Genomic DNA, 17,011 nt, shown 5'->3' with positions numbered 1-17,011 from the left:
AGCAGGAACATGAAGCCATTGGAGATAAAACACCGTGTGATTGGGAGAGGGGAACCGTTGATCTGCGTTCCCGTGGTAGAGCAGGATGCACAGTCGGTGATCCGGGAGATCACGTATCTGAGTCAGAGCACCGCGGATATGATCGAGTGGAGAGTGGATGCATTCCGCGATTTTACAGATTACAATTCAATCCGGAGCGTATTTGAGGCTGTGGCGCCTCTGCTGGGGGAGAAGCTTTTCCTGTATACATTCCGTACCGCGCATCAGGGAGGCATGGCGCAGGTGAAAGCGGAACAGCTCGACGATCTGCACGATCTTGCGGCGGAATCCGGCTGTGTCGATCTGGTGGATCTGGAATTCTTTGAGGAAGACCGACCGCTCCATAAGATAAAAAGGCTGCGGGAGATGGGAGTGTCGGTCATTGCCTCACATCACGATTTTGAGCAGACGCCGTCTCCGGAAGTCATGAAGATGCTGCTGGAGAAAATGTGCGCCGGCGGAGCGGATATTGTAAAGCTTGCGGTGATGCCGCAGAATTATAAAGACGTGCTCAATCTGCTGGATGTGACGGCACAGTTTAGAGAGGAGAATCCGGATACGCCGGTGATTACGATGTCCATGGGATCACTCGGCGGCATCAGCAGGATCAGTGGGGAGACGTTCGGCTCCTGCGTCACATTCGGCGCGCACGAAAAGCCGAGTGCGCCGGGACAGTTCGCCATGAAAGAACTCAGACAGATGCTGGATACGATTCATGCCAGCAGCCAGATACAATAGAATTATTAAAAAAAGATAAACACAGGGAGATTGCTTGACGCAGCAATCTCCCTGTGCTATTATAATGTCCCAAATTATGTAACAGTGTTAATAATTAACAAGGTGGTGAAATATGGAAGAATTGTATGCGGGTTTATTTCGGGCGATGAACCGTTTCGGAAAACTGCGGATCGGAGAACTGTTTTCCGATATGACAAAAAGCGACGGCATGATGCTCTGGGCAATTTCACAGTTGAACCAGGAAAAGAATAATGGGAGAGCTACAGTGTCTGAACTGGCAGAGAAGCTTCATACCCAGAATTCTGCTGTGTCAAGGACTTTGAAGAATCTGGAGGATCACGGCTGGATCTGCAGAATGACAGATCCGAAAGACCGGCGCAATACCTGTGTCGCTCTGACGGAGAGTGGGGAGGACATGCAGCAAAATATGACATGCACCATGCAGGAATTTGGCAGGGCAGTCATTTCGCAGATGGATGAACAGGATCTCAAAAAGCTCATAGTATGCCTGGATGAATTATATGACATTGCAGCAGAAGAAATCGAGAAGAGAAGTATGCGAAACAGAAAGGAAGGACAACATGGGAAAGATTTTTAAAAATATGATTCCATACTGGAAACCGCTGATCCTGGTGTTATTGCTGTTGTTTGTGCAGGCGTGGTGCGATCTGTCACTGCCGGCATACACATCGGACATTATTGATGTCGGAATTCAGAATCAGGGAATAAAACACATCCTGCCGGAGGCATTGACACCGGAGGAGTATGAGAAGGCAGAACTTTTGATGACGGATGAAGAGACGGCATCCTGGGAGGAAAGCTATGCGTTAAATGGCAGTGTGTACGAGCGGAATGTGACCGGGGAAGAACGGCTGGAGGAACTGGATGATACGTTTCTCGTACCGCTTCTTATGAATTATCAGATGTCTGCTATGGAGGAAAGTACATTTAAGAAACTGATGGCAGAGCAGATGCATACAGATGAGTCTGCGCTGGACGGAATGACGATCGAGCAGATCGGCGCGTCCATGGGCGTGGAATTAAAAACATTTGAAAAAGAGACGCAGAACGAGGACGGAAATACGACGACAGTCACCTGTGTGGATATGAGAGATCTGCTGCAGGCGATGGTATCCGGCGGCATGCTGGAAAAAGACCAGCTTTTATCAATGCGCGGGGAACTCAACTCGATGCTCGATGCCATGGGCAGTTCGCTTGTCAAATCGATGGGCGTGGCGTACGCGGCAGGCTGCGATGCGGCGGCAGGCGTGGATGTGGAAGCAATTCAGAAGTCTTATCTGTGGAAAGCCGGTTTGAAAATGGTGGGAATGGCTCTGATTATGGGGATTGCCACGGTCTTAGTCGGCTTTATCGGCGCCCGCATCGGTGCAGGAATCGGACGTGATCTCCGCGGAAAAATATTTAAAAGGGTGGTAAGCTTTTCCAATGCCGAGATGGATCGTTTTTCAACAGCTTCGTTAATTACCCGGAGTACGAACGATATCCAGCAGATTCAGATGACATGCGCGATTCTGATCCGTATGGTAGCTTATGCACCGATCCTTGGAATCGGCGGAATCTTAAAGGTACTGCAGACCGGTGCCGGTATGGGCTGGATCATTGTGCTTGCAGTGCTTGTAATTCTGGGATATGTGATGGTTCTGATGGCGGTTGCGATGCCGCGTTTTAAGCTGATGCAGAAACTGGTGGACCGCATCAACCTCGTGGCGCGTGAAATCCTGACAGGACTTTCGGTCATCCGGGCGTTCGGCAGGGAGAAAAAAGAGGAGCAGCGTTTTGACGATGCGAACCGCGATCTGACGAAAACCATGCTTTTTACAAACCGCGTCATGACATTTATGATGCCGGGAATGATGATGATCATGAATGTGCTTACGGTTGGAATTGTGTGGTTCGGCGCACATAAGATCGATCAGGGAACTATGCAGGTCGGCTCCATGACGGCGTTTATCACGTATGCGATGATGATTGTCATGGCATTCTTAATGCTCGCGGCAATGTCGATTATGCTTCCGCGTGCGGCAGTGGCTGCGGAGCGTATTGATGAGGTCATCCGCACGCAGTCTTCGATCGCGGAACCAATGCAGCCGGAGAAAATTAAAGAACACCGCGGCGTGATCTGTTTTTCCCATGTGAACTTCCGCTACCCGAACGCGCAGGAGGATGTGCTCTCGGACATTGACTTTGTTGCGGAGCCGGGAAAGACGACGGCAATCATCGGCAGTACCGGCTGCGGAAAGTCAACACTGGTGAACCTGATTCCGCGTCTTTATGATGTGACGGGCGGAAGCATTACCATGGACGGCATTGATATCCGGAAGCTTGCCATGGCAGAACTTCGGGAGGAGATTGGTTTTGTACCACAGAAAGGAGTACTGTTTTCCGGTACCATCGCATCGAATTTAAGATTCGGCAAGGATGATGCCACCGATGAACAGATCCGGGAGGCGGCAGAGATTGCGCAGGCATCGGATTTTATCGCGGAGAAAAAAGAAGGATATGACAGTGCCATTGCACAGGGTGGAAGCAATGTGTCGGGAGGCCAGAAACAGCGCCTTGCCATCGCCAGAGCGATCGCAAAGCAGCCGCAGGTTTTTATTTTTGACGACAGCTTTTCCGCACTGGATCTGAAGACGGATGCCGCACTGCGCCGGGCACTTGCCAAAAAGGTTGTCGACAAGACGGTGATCATCGTCGCGCAGCGGATCAGCACGATCCTGCATGCAGATCAGATTCTGGTATTAAACGATGGACGCATTGTCGGAAAGGGAACACACGAGGAACTGCTTCGCGGCTGTGAAACTTATCGTGAGATCGCGAGATCCCAGATGTCGGCAAAAGAGCTTGGAATGGAGGAACAGGAGGTGTCTGTGAATGAGTAACGGAAATGAGACGGCAAAAGGAATGGGCAGACGCCGTGGACCGATGGGCGGACGCGGTATGACGCCGGGAGAGAAGCCGAAGGATTTAAAGGGAGCCATCGGAAAACTGGCATCCTATATCCGGCATTTTAAGTTTGCAATCGTTATTGTTGCAGTATTTGCGGCGTGCTCCACGGTGTTCAGCGTAATCGGACCAAAGATTCTGGGAAAAGCGACGACAGCGCTCTCGGAAGGACTGATGGCGAAGATCCGCGGAACAGGCGGAATAGATTTTACTTATATAGGAAAGATCCTGCTGTTTGTATTGGGGCTGTATCTTCTCAGTGCACTGTTTTCGTTTGTGCAGGGCTGGATTATGACCGGGGTGACCCAGAAGATCTGTTACCAGCTCCGGAAGGAAATCTCGGAGAAGATCAACCGAATGCCGATGAAGTATTTTGAGAGCCGTACCTACGGTGAGGTGCTTTCCAGAATCACCAACGATGTGGATACCTTAGGACAGGGACTCAACCAGAGCATTACCACGATCATTACCTCGGTTGCGACACTGATCGGTGTATTTATCATGATGCTCAGCATCTCGCCGCTCATGACGCTGATCGCGCTTGTGATCCTGCCGGTCTCCGCGGGGCTGATTTCCTTCGTTGTGAAGAAGTCGCAGAAATACTTTAAGAATCAGCAGGAATATCTGGGACATATCAACGGACAGGTGGAGGAGATTTACGGAGGACATCTGGTCATTAAGGCATTTAACAGAGAGCAGGATACGATCGAGGAGTTTGATGCGACGAACCAGAAGCTGTATGAATCGGCATGGAAGTCACAGTTTCTCTCCGGTATGATGCAGCCGATCATGATGTTTGTCGGAAATCTCGGATATGCAGCCGTTGCGCTTAGCGGAGGTCTGCTTGCTATCCGGGGAACGATCACAATCGGAGATATTCAGGCGTTTATCCAGTACGTGAAAAGTTTCACACAGCCGATCCAGCAGATCGCACAGGTCATCAACCAGGTGCAGTCGATGGCGGCGGCTTCGGAGCGTGTGTTTGAATTCCTGAATGAGGAGGAAGAAGACCAGTCCGTGGAGAATCCTTGTGATATTTCCAAGGTGACAGGCGCGGTATCGTTTGAGCATGTTCATTTCGGCTACCAGCCGGATCAGACGATCATTCACGACTTCAGCGTAAATGTGGCTCCGGGACAAAAGATTGCCATTGTCGGACCGACAGGCGCCGGAAAGACCACTATGGTCAAACTTCTGATGCGTTTTTATGATGTAAACAGCGGCGCAATCTGCCTTGACGGTCATGACGTGAGAAGCTTTAACCGGCGGGATCTGCGTGAGGCATTCGGTATGGTGCTTCAGGATACCTGGCTGTTTCAGGGAACGATCATGGAAAATATCCGTTACGGCAGGCTGGATGCGACGGATGAGGAAGTCATTGCCGCAGCGAAGGCGGCGCACGCCGACCACTTTATCCGCACACTGCCGGGTGGCTATCAGATGGAGTTAAACGAGGATGCAAGCAACGTCTCACAGGGGCAGAAGCAGCTTCTCACCATCGCCAGAGCAATTCTTGCAGACAACAAGATCCTGATTCTTGACGAGGCGACGTCGTCGGTTGACACACGCACGGAGGTGGCAATCCAGAAAGCGATGGATCACCTGATGAAGGGGCGTACCAGCTTTGTCATCGCACACCGCCTGTCGACCATACGCGATGCGGATATGATCCTCGTCATGAAGGACGGCGACATCGTAGAGCAGGGCAGACACGAAGAACTGCTCAAAAAGCAGGGCTTTTATGCGAACCTGTATAACTCGCAGTTCGAGGAGACCGTGGCATAAGAGACGGCATGCTCCGAAAGCGGACTGCCGTACGGCAAGGAGGGATAAGGAATATTACAGGAACACCCGGGAACAGAAAGCTCCGGAATAGAACGGACGGCGGCAATTCTGACCGCAAAATCCGGTATTTTTAACCACGCCGCGCCTGGCATCTTCGATGATCTGTGTCTTTCCAAGTTTGGAACACTCCACGGAATGAGTTCGCAAGCCGGCAGACAATTTTAGGACTTTTGTGTGTGTCCCTTATGACACCTCTGAATAGAACATAACCGCGCGAAGCCGATGTTTGAGTCGGCATCTGCCTTATTTTCAATAGCAGATGCCGGCGAGTTTCGGTTCGCGCGGTTTTATATTGTCTGTGAAGAGGTGCCATTAGGGACACCAGAAAGTCCGCTCATTGTCTGCAGCTTGTCGGACACACTCCGTGAGTGTCCAAACGTGGCCAAGACACGAAATGGGATGCCGGACGTGGCATGGAAGAAATACACGAATTTTGCTTCAAAGAATTTGCTGCCGTCCGTTCTATCCGGAACTTTCAGGTATCTGTTTTTCGGAATATTCCTCATCCCCCATCCTTTTCCGTTACGGCTGGCGATTACGGGGACGTGCCGGATCGGACGCCGCGTCTGCCGGATGCGCTGCATTGCGCTTGGCGCGCTGCATGCCGCCGGTCATGTGGGAGAGCGCGGGCGCTGCATCGTCCGCTTCGATAAAGCAGGCGCGCTTGATGGAATCTTCCCCGTAGCGGGAGCGGATGGCGTCGACCGCCACATTCAGGCGGGAGAGCTTCTCGTTCTTCTGCATGTCAAACAGGTCGTACTGCTCGTAGTGTTCCTGCGTCGCCTTGCCGGTCGAGACGCCGAGCAGCCGGATTGGACGGTGATCCCAGAGCTCGTCGAAGAGCTCACAGGCACAGGTGTACAGCTTCTCCGTGACGTTGGTGGAGGAAGCAAGCGTTACCTGTCTGGAAGTGTGGCGGAAATCATTGTCCACAATCTGCACCTGCACCACGCTGACATAGGCGCCGGCAGCGCGGATTCTGGCACCGACCGTCTCACAGAGCGAGAGAAGCACATGCTTTGCCACCGCGGTATCCGTCACATCGTACTGGAGCGTGAGGGAATTGCCGAATCCCTTGCTTGCGGCGTCGTTGTGGGACAGCGGTGTGGATTCGATTCCGTTGGCATAATTCCAGATGGTGTCGCCGTGGGATTTAAAGACGGAGAGAATCATGGCGTGATCGCTTTTGGCCAGCTGGCCGATGGTTGTGATGCCGAGGGAGCGGAGCCTTAGGGCGGTGGATTTCCCGACGAAAAACAGATCCTCGATCGGAAGCGGCCAGAACTTTTCTTCCATTTCGGATGGGAAAAGCGTGTGTACTTTGTCCGGTTTTTCAAAGTCGGAGGCAGTCTTGGCGAGCAGCCGGTTGGAGGAGATGCCGATGTTCACGGTAAAGCCGAGCCGGGTGTGAATCTCGTCCTTCAGCCTGTGGGCAAAGTCCACCGGATTGCCGTAGAGCGAGGAGGTGCCTGTCATGTCGCAGAAGGCCTCGTCGATGCTGTAGGCGTCCACCGAGGGCGCATATTCTTTGAGAAGTGCCATGAACTGGCGGGAACGCTCCACATAGATGCTGTAGTGCGGGGCATAGATTTTTAAATCAGGGCACTTGCGCCTTGCCTGGGCGAGCGGCTCGCCGGTACAGACGCCGAGCGCGGCTGCGGAGGGCGACTTGGCGAGAACAATCCCGTGCCGTGTCTTTTCGCTGCCGCCGATGACGGAAGGAAAAGAGCGGATGTCCGGGGCGTCCGGATCCTGGCGCAGAAGTTCGGCGGCTTCCCAGCTTAAAAATGCGGAATTGACGTCAATGTGATAAATGAGCGGCTGCGGCATATGGTAATCCTCCTTATGATGGTGTATTATAGCAGAGAAGTGAACAAAAGTAAATGAAAATACAAACATATGTTCCTGGAGGAAGAATGAAGATCCGTATCTATGTCATGACACATAAAAAGTTTGAGATGCCGCAGAGCCCGCTGTTTCGTCCGCTCCATGTGGGACGCGCGTGCGGGGAAGACCTGGGCTATCCGGGGGATGATACCGGAGAGAATATTTCCGACAAAAATTGCTATTACAGTGAGCTGACCGGGCTCTACTGGGTGTGGAAAAACTGTCACGATGTGGATTATGTGGGCACCTGTCATTACCGGAGATATCTGCTCGGGGCGGATGAGAGGATTCTTATGGAGGACGATTACGAAAAGCTTTTATCAGAGTACGATCTGATTACGACGAAGCAGGTTGCACTCAATAACTCCTACTATTACGGTTTTTGCGCCAATCATAACAAAAAGGCACTGGATGCGGCGGGAGAGGTGATAAAAGAACGTTATCCGGCATATTATCCGGCGTTTGAGAGGCTGGTGCACGGCACAAGGACGTATTTCGGGAATATGTTTGTCACGTCGAAGGAGCTTTATGATTCGTACTGCAGCTGGCTCTTTTCCATATTTGCCGAGGTGGAAAAACGGATCTGTCTGGAGACGGGGGAGGATGCCTACCATAAGCGCGTGTTCGGATTTATCTCCGAATTCCTGCTGCTGGTCTGGGTGACGGTGCAGGGACTTTCGGTGTGTGAGTGCAAGGTGGGGATGATCGGTGAGAAGGCGGAGACGAGAGAGATGAAAGAGCAGCTTGCCGGCTATTTTGCAAGACGCGATGTGGACGGCGCCAAGGCGTATTTCCTTGAGCGCAGAAAGGAGCGCCCGGACGTTTTGATGGAGGCGTCGGATGTGACGGGAGAACTCCGGCTTTGCATGCAGGTGATCGCAACGGCGGGAATGGAGCAGACACGTTACGGGACGAACCTTTTAGAACGCGAAAATCGTTTCAAAGAGCTGATGCAGATGTTTGACCGTCTGGACCAGATCGTGTACCGCTACCGCAACGGTCTGCAGAAAAAAGAGGATGCCGTCTTTTTAAAGGAACAGGGAATCACGGACACCGCGCTTCTGATCGCACTGCGGATCCCGGGGGATGATGCAGCGCGCCAGAAGGAACTGTTTGCACAGATTACGGCAGACAAAAAAGCACTGGATGGCACCACCGCAGATACCGTTACTGTGTGAGTTCACACAATTTTCAGAAAAGCTTTTGGGATAAGCGTTGACAAACAAAATGCCAATGTGCTAGTATATGTTCGTTGCGATATGAGTTTTTCAGAGATGCGCAATGGGCAACCGTAGTCTAATGGATAGAACACCGGACTCCGACTCCGGCAATGCGGGTTCGATTCCCGCCGGGTGCATTTTTTTGACAGATATGGCAGAGCAGATTGCTCTGCCATAGAATATTAGAGAATCTTTGACAGGCGAGAGACTGTCAGATTGGAACATCTGTGCCTGCAGATATGCACACAGATGATGCGGTAGTGCAGCGGATGACGAATTGTTTGGGAAAGGTACGGTGGAGAATCAATGGAGAATTCCAGTTTGAATCATACAGAGAATCATAAGACAGAGGAGAAGGAGACGAAGAGAACGCCGATTAAGCAGAGAAAAAAGGAGAATGAGGTTCTCCGATTTATCCGGGAGCACATCCGGTATTTTGCGGCGGGAGCGCTGGTGGTCGTTTTAATCCTCGTGCTTGCCATGTGTGCGAAGCCGAAGGGATCCGACTCTGATGTCGTGGTGAATGCGAACGCGACGGAGAGCACGCAGGCGACGGAAGAAGCCTATCAGGTGGATGCCAATGAGAATATCAACGCACTGATTACACAGTATTACACGGCGTATGCGGCGGGAGATGTTACGACACTTTCCTCGATTGCAACACCGATTTCTGCAAATGAGCAGAGCTACATCGGATTATTTTCACAGTATGTGGATGAATATCAGAATATCAAGTGCTACACCAAGACAGGGCTGGATGCGAACTCTTATCTGGTTTCCGTGTCGATGGAGATCAAGTTTACGGGAGTGGATACCACAGCGCCGGGACTGGATTTCTTCTATGTCCGTACGAACGATGACGGCACGCTTTATATTGACAACCTGTACAGCCAGTACAACCTTGCCAATCAGGAGAATGCGCTTGACACCAGCGTACAGAGCCTGATCGGTCAGTTTGAGAGCGAGTCGGATGTGGTGGAGCTGCAGAGTGAGGTGCAGACGAGATACGATGAGGCGCTTGCAGCGGATGAGAATCTGGCGAATATGATTCAGACGACGATTCCTGCAGCAATCAAGGACTGGGTGAGCCAGGTGGCGGCACAGGCGGCAACCGAGCAGACCGAAGCGACCGAGGCGGCGGAACAGCCGGAGACCGAGCAACCGCAGGAGACAGAGCAGCAGGAAGAGACCGTACAGCAGACAGAGACGCTTGCGACGAAGGATCGTGTGAATGTCCGTGCCGCAGCGGATACGGAATCTGAAAAGCTCGGCACCTTAGATCAGGGAACCGTTGTCACCCGTACAGCGGTGGACGGCGACTGGAGCGTGATTGATTACAACGGTACGACAGGTTATGTCAAGAATGAGTTTTTGACCTATGATCTGCCGGATACGACGGCGGACAATAATTCGGACAGTTCATCGGATAACAGCGACAGCACAAACAGTGCTTCCATCGCAGAGGGAACGGTGATTATGCTGGAGAATACCACGAATATCCGCTCGGGAATGAGCGAGGATTCCAGCAAAGTCGGAACGGCTTATGCGGGAGAGAAGGTCACAGTTGTGATGAGTTATGCGGAGGGCTGGACCAAGGTAAAATGGAACGGCGAGACCGGTTACATAAAGACATCTTTATTACAGTAAGCGGTGCGGCCTGGCTGATACCGGAAAACGGAGACTTTTTAAAAGGAAGTCTCCGTTTTTTCACAGAGAGAACATTTGAAACGGAGAGATTATGGACGAACAGGGAGTGCGGATCAACAAATATCTGAGTGAGGCAGGGGTGTGTTCAAGACGTGAGGCGGACCGTCAGATCGAGGCGGGGGCGGTTACCGTGGACGGAGTCTGCGCCAGACCCGGGACAAGAGTGCTGCCGGGGCAGACGGTCTGCTTTCAGGGGAGAAGCGTAAGCCAGGAGGAAGAACGCATCCTGCTCGCGTTTCACAAGCCGGCGGGAATTGTCTGCACAGCGGAAAAACGCGAGAAAAACAATGTGATCGACTATATTCATTATCCGAAGCGCATCTACCCGGTCGGAAGACTCGACAAGGACTCGGAGGGGCTGCTTCTTTTGACGAATCAGGGCGATCTTGTGAACAAGATTATGCGGGCGGGAAACATGCACGAGAAGGAATATCTGGTGACGGTGAACAAACCGCTCACGGAGTCTTTTCTGCGCGGAATGGCAGGCGGCGTGCCGCTCGTGGAACTGAATGCGACAACACGCCGGTGCTTTGTGGAACGCATCGGCAAGCGCGAGTTCCGGATCATTTTAACGCAGGGATTGAACCGGCAGATCCGGAGGATGTGTGAATATTTCGGCTACCGTGTGGAAAAGCTGGTGCGCGTGCGTATTATGAATATTGAATTGGGCAGTTTAAAGAGTGGAACATACCGGAATGTGACGGAGGAGGAGTATCACGAATTGCTCCGCCTGACCGCGGATTCGTCCAGCGATCCGGTGATGCCTGCAAAAAAGACGGGGGAGAAAAAGAGATGACACCGGAAGAACAGATCAAAAACCTGCGGGAACAGATTGCGTATCACAGTGACCGCTATTACAATCAGGATAATCCGGAGATATCCGATTACGAGTTTGACCAGCTGATGCTGGAATTAAAGCGGCTGGAGCGGGAACATCCAGAGCTGGTCACACCGGATTCACCGACCCAGAAGGTGGGCGGCACCGCGAAGCGGACGGCGGGTGTGCTGGTAAGGCACAATGTCCCGATGCTAAGCCTGCAGGATGTGTTCTCAAAAGAAGAGATCTACGATTTTGTGGCACAGATGAAAGAACAGCTGGATGATCCGGAGTTTGTCGTGGAGTATAAGATCGACGGACTTTCGATGACGCTGCGCTATGAGAACGGGGAGCTGGCGCTCGCGGAGACGCGCGGCGACGGCATCAATTTCGGCGAGGATGTCACGGCGAATGCAAAGGTGATCGGCGACGTGAAAAAGAAGCTCCGGGAGGCACCGGAGTATCTGGAGATCCGCGGGGAAGTCTACATGAAGAATGCGGATTTTGATGCCGTGAATGAAAAACAGGAGCTGCTCGGGAAAAAGCCGTTCGCCAATCCGAGAAACTGTGCGGCGGGCACGCTCCGCCAGCTGGATTCCGCGATCACGAAAGAGCGTAAGCTGTCGCTGTTTATATTTAATATCCAGCAGGTGCGGGGAATGCAGTTTGACACGCACACACAGGGATATGAATATCTGAAGAAACAGGGAATTCATGTGATTGACGATTACCGTGTCTGCAAGACGGCAGATGAAGTGTGGGAGGCGATTACCGCCATCGGCGAGAACCGCGGCAACCTCGGCTATGACATCGACGGAGCGGTGGTCAAGATCAACCGTTTCTCGGACAGGGAGAAGCTCGGGGCAACCTCGAAAGTGCCCAGATGGGCGATCGCCTACAAATATCCGCCGGAGGAAAAAGAGACAAAGCTTTTGGACATCGAACTGTCGGTCGGAAGGACAGGCAGGATCACGCCGACTGCGGTATTTGAGCCGATACGGCTCTGTGGAACGAGCGTTTCGAGGGCGACGCTTCACAATCAGGACTTTATCGATGATCTGGATGTCGGAATCGGGGACACCATCGTCGTCTACAAATCCGGCGAGATCATTCCGAAGGTGAAGGAAGTGCGGAAAGAAAAGCGCCCGGAGGGCTGGAAGCGCTTTGTGATACCGGATGTCTGTCCGGTGTGCGGGGCGAAGACAGAGCGGGAACGCGATACGGCGGACATCAAGTGTACATCGCCGAACTGCCCGGCGCAGCTGGAGCGCCACATCATCAATTTTGTCGGAAGAGACGCCATGGACATCAAGGGGTTCGGAACGGTTTATATTGAAGAACTCGTCAGAATGGGTTATATTAAAAATGTCGCGGACATTTTTTCGCTGAAGGAGCACCGAGAGGAACTGATTGCACAGGGAATCATCGGCAAGGAGAAGAACACGGACAAGCTTCTGGAGGCGATAGAAAAAGCCAAGCAGAATGATGCGTACAAGCTGTTGACCGGTCTTGGGATACCGAATGTCGGAAAGGCGGCAGCGAAGGCGATCATGAAGCATTTTAAGACCATGGAGCGGCTTTCGGAGGCATCCGAGGAGGAACTGACGGCAGTCGGGGACATCGGAAAAGTCAGTGCGGACTGCATCCGGAGTTATTTTTCGGATGCGAAGAACCAGGTGGTGCTGCAGAGACTCGCACAGGCCGGCGTCAACATGACGGCGGAGGAGAGCGAGACCGTGGACTCTGTCATTAGCGGAAAGACCCTTGTGTTGACGGGAACCCTGCCGACGCTTGGCAGAAAGGAAGCGCAGACGTTGATCGAGCGGTATGGAGGAAAGGTATCCGGATCTGTGTCAAAGAAGACGGATTATGTCCTCGCGGGGGAGAGCGCGGGAAGCAAGCTTACGAAGGCGCAGGAACTCGGCATCAGAGTGATCAGTGAGGACGAACTGTACGACATGCTGCAGATAGAGAGGTAACATTTTTATGCCAATCAGAATACAGAGTGATTTACCTGCAAAGGAAATACTGGAGAAGGAAAATATATTTGTTATGGATGAGAATCGTGCGATGCATCAGGACATCAGACCGATCAAGATCGGAATTTTAAATCTGATGCCGCTGAAAGAAGAGACGGAACTGCAGCTTCTGCGTTCCCTGTCGAACACGCCGCTTCAGGTCGATGTGACATTTGTTGCGGTGTCCAGCCATGAGTCCAAGAATACGTCGATGAGTCATCTGAATAAGTTCTACGAGAGTTTTGCGGATATTAAGAGACGCTATTTTGACGGGCTGATCATCACCGGGGCACCGGTGGAGCAGATGGAATACGAGGACGTGGATTACTGGGAGGAGATCTGCCAGATCTTTGAGTGGACGAAGAGCCATGTGACGTCCACCCTGCATCTGTGCTGGGGGGCACAGGCGGGAATGTACTATCACTACGGTCTGAAAAAGTATCTCCTGTCGCAGAAAAAATTCGGTGTCTACGAACACCGTGTGATGAACCGGAAAGTGCCGCTGGTGCGCGGTTTTGACGATTACTTTATGGCGCCGCACTCCAGACATACCGAGGTGCGCACGGAGGACATCCGCAAAGTCAAGGAACTGACCATTCTTGCGGAGTCCGAGGAGGCGGGCGTATTCCTCGCGATTGCGGACGAGGGCAGAAGAATCTTTGTGATGGGACATCCGGAGTATGACCGCTACACGCTGGATAAAGAATACAAGCGGGACAAGGAGAAGGGGCTTCCCATTGAGCCGCCGGTCAACTATTATCCGGACGATGACGATACGAAAAAGCCGAACCTGCAGTGGCGCTCGCACGGCAATATCCTTTACAGCAACTGGTTAAATTACTACGTCTATCAGCAGACTCCTTATGAGTTCATTGATACGGCGGAGATTATAGGAAAGTGATGCGGCGTTTGCCAAGGCACGGAAAAGAGGACATAAGATGGCAGATACAATGAAGATGGAATACAAGATTTTCCTGGAGGCGGAGGACGTGTCGCAGTCGCGGATCCTTTCCTGTGCTTCCTACATGAAGCGTGTGTTAGAGAGCTGTAATAATCCTTATATCAGCAGGGCAGAACTTGATGACGAGAGCGATCTGGATGATTTTGTGCTGCGCCTTTTCGTGGAGGAGGAGATCGAGGAGAAGGAGTGCACCAACCCGGCGATGGCGGAGAGCTTTATCGAGGATATGGCGGAGCTTGTGACGGGGATTGCTGAAGCACATTCGTTTCTGGATCTGGAGGGAAGCTTTTCTGTCACATGGAAGGGAACGACGAGCGCATATGCCTTTGTTTCCCCAGGCGGTGATGACGGATGTGATTTTCAGGAACTCGGTGTGACCGAATAATTTAATACTTTTTTTGGTTTCCAAAACGGGAATAGTCTGTTATAATAAACGCATAATATCACTTAGGAGGCATTTGACATGGGTGAGGATCGCAAAACATTTAAAATAAAGGACGGTAATTTGGGAGAAGTGAAGATTGCAGATGAAGTGGTTGCCATCATCGCAGGACTTGCCGCTACCGAGGTTGAGGGCGTTGGTTCCATGGCTGGCAACATCACAAATGAACTGGTAAGTAAGCTTGGTATGAAGAACCTTTCCAAAGGAATTCGTGTAGAAGTTCTCGACGGAAAGGTAAGCGTGGATGTGGCACTGAACATTTCATATGGTTATTCGATCCCTGAAGTGTCAGCCAAGGTGCAGGACAGAGTCAAGAATGCGATTGAGAATATGACCGGTCTGGAAGTATCTATCGTGAATATCCGTATCGCAAGTGTGGACATGGGCAGCAACAAGTAACGCATCGAATCACGGTGAATAAGATAAAGGATGTCCCTGCGACATCCTTTTTTCCTGTACAGGGAAATGTGACGAAGAAGACGGGGACATGAGAGAAAGGAAAGGTTTATGACCAGAAGAGAGTTGAGAGAACAGATATTTAAGCTGTTGTTTGGCGTGGAGTTCCATGACAGACAGGAACTGCCGGAGCAGATTGCCGTCTATGAGGAGACGGAGGAGCCGTGGGATACAAAGGACGGCGCATACATCTCCGGCAAATGCGAGGATATCGTGGCACATCTTGCAGAGATTGACGAGGCGATCGATGCGGTGGCGGAAGGCTGGAAGACCGGACGTATGGGAAAGGTAGATCTCACGCTGATCCGCCTGGCAGTCTATGAGATGAAGTACGATGAGGATGTGCCGGTCGGCGTTGCCATCAACGAGGCGGTGGAGCTTGCCAAAAAGTATGGCACCGATGAGTCGCCTGCATTTATCAACGGTGTGCTTGCAAAGCTGGTATGAGAAAAAATATCTATTCTGTCGGTCAGGTAAATACATATATCCAGAACATGTTTGCACAGGATTTTATGCTGCACCAGATCAGTATCAAGGGAGAAGTATCGAACTGCAAATACCACTCCAGCGGTCATATTTATTTTACCCTCAAGGATCAGACGGGGACGATCGCCGCAGTCATGTTTTCCAGGTACCGCCGCGGACTGGCCTTTCAGATGAAGGAGGGCGATAAGGTCGTTGTGACCGGCTCCGTGGAGGTGTACGAGCGGGACGGAAAGTACCAGCTCTATGCCAGAGAGATTGAACTTGAGGGCGCCGGGAATCTCTATCTGAAGTATGAGGCGTTAAAGCGCGAACTCGAGGAGATGGGAATGTTCGATGCGGCATACAAAAAGCCGATACCAAGGTATGCCACGAGGATCGGTATTGTGACAGCACCCACGGGAGCTGCCATACAGGATATCCGCAACATTGCAGCCAGAAGGAATCCCTATGTGCAGTTGATCTTATATCCTGCGCTCGTGCAGGGGGACGGCGCCGCAGCAAGTATTGTGCGCGGCATCCATGCACTGGATGTGCTGGGTGTGGACGTTATCATTGTTGGACGCGGCGGCGGGTCGATTGAGGATCTGTGGGCATTCAATGAAGAAGAGGTTGCGCGGGCAATTTTTGCATGCAACACGCCGGTGATTTCGGCGGTCGGACATCAGACGGATACGACGATCTCGGATTATGTGGCAGATCTGCGGGCACCGACACCCTCCGCGGCGGCGGAGCTTGCAGTGTTTGATGTGCAGCTCGTCGAAAAGTGGCTGATGGACTATGGCACGCAGATGAGACGACAGCTGGAATTAAAGCTGAATCAGATGCGCACACGCCTCATGCATGATGAGGAGAAGCTGCGCTATCTGAATCCGCGCACCAAGCTGAAGGAGAATGAAAAGCGTTTGGATGAGCTTGGCGCTGCCTTAGAGCGCCGGATGCAGGCAATACTCGAACAGAAGCGCCATAAGCTGGCACTCCTTTCGGGAAGCCTGGATGGAATGTCGCCGCTTAAGAAGATGGCACAGGGATATTCTTATGTGGAGGATGCCGGCGGACATGCATTGACGGATGCCGGCACTGTGCAGATCGGAGAAGCGCTTTCCATTCATCTCTACCGGGGCAGCCTAAAGGCGGCGGTGACAGAGATCTGTAGGCAGGATGTCGCAGCGGATGGTTCGGAGAAAGGAAGAATCGATGGATAATCAGAACGAAAAAAAGCCGACGCTTGAGGAGGCTTTTACCCAGATCGAGACGATCCTCACGCAGATGGAGGAGCCGGAGATTTCGCTGGAGGAAGCTTTTGCGCTGTATCAGCAGGGGGTTCTGCAGCTTAAGAATTGCGGAACCATTCTGGATGAGGTGGAAAAAAAGATGCAGATCCTCGGTGAGGATGGGGAAATAGAAGAGATGTAAGAACGGTAGGGGGAT

At 52.0% G+C, this 17,011-nt stretch carries 15 protein-coding genes and 1 tRNA gene; 15 read left to right on the top strand and 1 reads right to left on the bottom strand.

Annotated elements, in window-relative coordinates:
- Window positions 1-9 precede the first annotated feature (9 nt).
- The 4 genes from aroD (at window position 10) to RHOM_RS08700 (ending at window position 5,529) form a co-directional block, all read left to right on the top strand.
- Window positions 10-777 (top strand): type I 3-dehydroquinate dehydratase, encoded by a 768-nt coding sequence (aroD, locus tag RHOM_RS08715; protein ID WP_014079931.1) that lies wholly within the window; start codon window positions 10-12, stop codon window positions 775-777.
- 112 nt (window positions 778-889) lie between these two features.
- On the top strand, window positions 890-1,375 hold the full coding sequence (locus tag RHOM_RS08710; RefSeq protein WP_014079930.1) for a MarR family winged helix-turn-helix transcriptional regulator: 486 nt from the start codon (window positions 890-892) through the stop codon (window positions 1,373-1,375).
- On the top strand, window positions 1,359-3,680 hold the full coding sequence (locus RHOM_RS08705; protein ID WP_014079929.1) for an ABC transporter ATP-binding protein: 2,322 nt from the start codon (window positions 1,359-1,361) through the stop codon (window positions 3,678-3,680). The genes RHOM_RS08710 and RHOM_RS08705 overlap by 17 nt, the downstream gene beginning before the upstream one ends.
- Window positions 3,673-5,529 carry an ABC transporter ATP-binding protein gene (locus tag RHOM_RS08700; protein WP_014079928.1) on the top strand — a complete coding sequence of 619 codons (1,857 nt, stop codon included), beginning with the start codon at window positions 3,673-3,675 and terminating at the stop codon, window positions 5,527-5,529. Before RHOM_RS08705 ends, RHOM_RS08700 begins: the two co-directional genes overlap by 8 nt.
- A gap of 582 nt (window positions 5,530-6,111) precedes the next feature.
- Here RHOM_RS08700 and RHOM_RS08695 read toward each other — a convergent pair.
- Window positions 6,112-7,419, bottom strand: a complete 1,308-nt coding sequence (locus tag RHOM_RS08695; protein WP_014079927.1) for a DNA polymerase Y family protein — start codon at window positions 7,417-7,419, stop codon at window positions 6,112-6,114.
- Window positions 7,420-7,505: 86 nt separating this feature from the next.
- On the opposite strand from RHOM_RS08695, the gene RHOM_RS08690 reads away from it, so the two are divergent.
- The 11 genes from RHOM_RS08690 to xseB all read left to right on the top strand — a co-directional run bounded on the left by RHOM_RS08690 (window position 7,506) and on the right by xseB (window position 16,996).
- Window positions 7,506-8,654: a DUF4422 domain-containing protein gene (locus RHOM_RS08690; protein WP_014079926.1), complete on the top strand. Its 1,149-nt coding sequence runs from the start codon at window positions 7,506-7,508 to the stop codon at window positions 8,652-8,654.
- A gap of 107 nt (window positions 8,655-8,761) precedes the next feature.
- Window positions 8,762-8,833 (top strand) — tRNA-Arg (locus RHOM_RS08685).
- Between the two features lie 184 nt (window positions 8,834-9,017).
- A complete protein-coding gene (locus tag RHOM_RS08680) occupies window positions 9,018-10,343 on the top strand; it encodes an SH3 domain-containing protein (protein WP_242823126.1) in 1,326 nt (441 codons plus the stop codon).
- Between the two features lie 91 nt (window positions 10,344-10,434).
- Window positions 10,435-11,199, top strand: a complete 765-nt coding sequence (gene rluF, locus RHOM_RS08675; protein WP_014079924.1) for a 23S rRNA pseudouridine(2604) synthase RluF — start codon at window positions 10,435-10,437, stop codon at window positions 11,197-11,199.
- The gene (gene ligA / locus RHOM_RS08670; protein WP_014079923.1) at window positions 11,196-13,199 is read left to right on the top strand and encodes an NAD-dependent DNA ligase LigA; all 2,004 of its coding nucleotides are present in this window, start codon (window positions 11,196-11,198) and stop codon (window positions 13,197-13,199) included. Before rluF ends, ligA begins: the two co-directional genes overlap by 4 nt.
- A gap of 7 nt (window positions 13,200-13,206) precedes the next feature.
- Window positions 13,207-14,139 carry a homoserine O-acetyltransferase MetA gene (gene metA / locus RHOM_RS08665; RefSeq protein WP_014079922.1) on the top strand — a complete coding sequence of 311 codons (933 nt, stop codon included), beginning with the start codon at window positions 13,207-13,209 and terminating at the stop codon, window positions 14,137-14,139.
- A gap of 37 nt (window positions 14,140-14,176) precedes the next feature.
- Entirely contained in the window at window positions 14,177-14,584 is a 408-nt protein-coding gene (locus tag RHOM_RS08660; protein WP_014079921.1) for a hypothetical protein, read from the top strand.
- A gap of 78 nt (window positions 14,585-14,662) precedes the next feature.
- Window positions 14,663-15,040 (top strand): Asp23/Gls24 family envelope stress response protein, encoded by a 378-nt coding sequence (locus RHOM_RS08655; protein ID WP_014079920.1) that lies wholly within the window; start codon window positions 14,663-14,665, stop codon window positions 15,038-15,040.
- Window positions 15,041-15,148: 108 nt separating this feature from the next.
- Complete coding sequence (gene nusB, locus RHOM_RS08650) at window positions 15,149-15,544, top strand: transcription antitermination factor NusB (protein ID WP_014079919.1); 396 nt, start codon at window positions 15,149-15,151, stop codon at window positions 15,542-15,544.
- Window positions 15,541-16,785: an exodeoxyribonuclease VII large subunit gene (gene xseA / locus RHOM_RS08645; protein ID WP_014079918.1), complete on the top strand. Its 1,245-nt coding sequence runs from the start codon at window positions 15,541-15,543 to the stop codon at window positions 16,783-16,785. Before nusB ends, xseA begins: the two co-directional genes overlap by 4 nt.
- On the top strand, window positions 16,778-16,996 hold the full coding sequence (gene xseB / locus RHOM_RS08640; protein ID WP_014079917.1) for an exodeoxyribonuclease VII small subunit: 219 nt from the start codon (window positions 16,778-16,780) through the stop codon (window positions 16,994-16,996). Before xseA ends, xseB begins: the two co-directional genes overlap by 8 nt.
- The last annotated feature ends 15 nt before the right edge of the window (window positions 16,997-17,011 follow it).

Origin of the sequence: Roseburia hominis A2-183 (genome assembly GCF_000225345.1) — a bacterium.
GTDB lineage: Bacteria > Bacillota > Clostridia > Lachnospirales > Lachnospiraceae > Roseburia > Roseburia hominis.
This window is presented reverse-complemented; position numbering and strand designations above follow the sequence as displayed.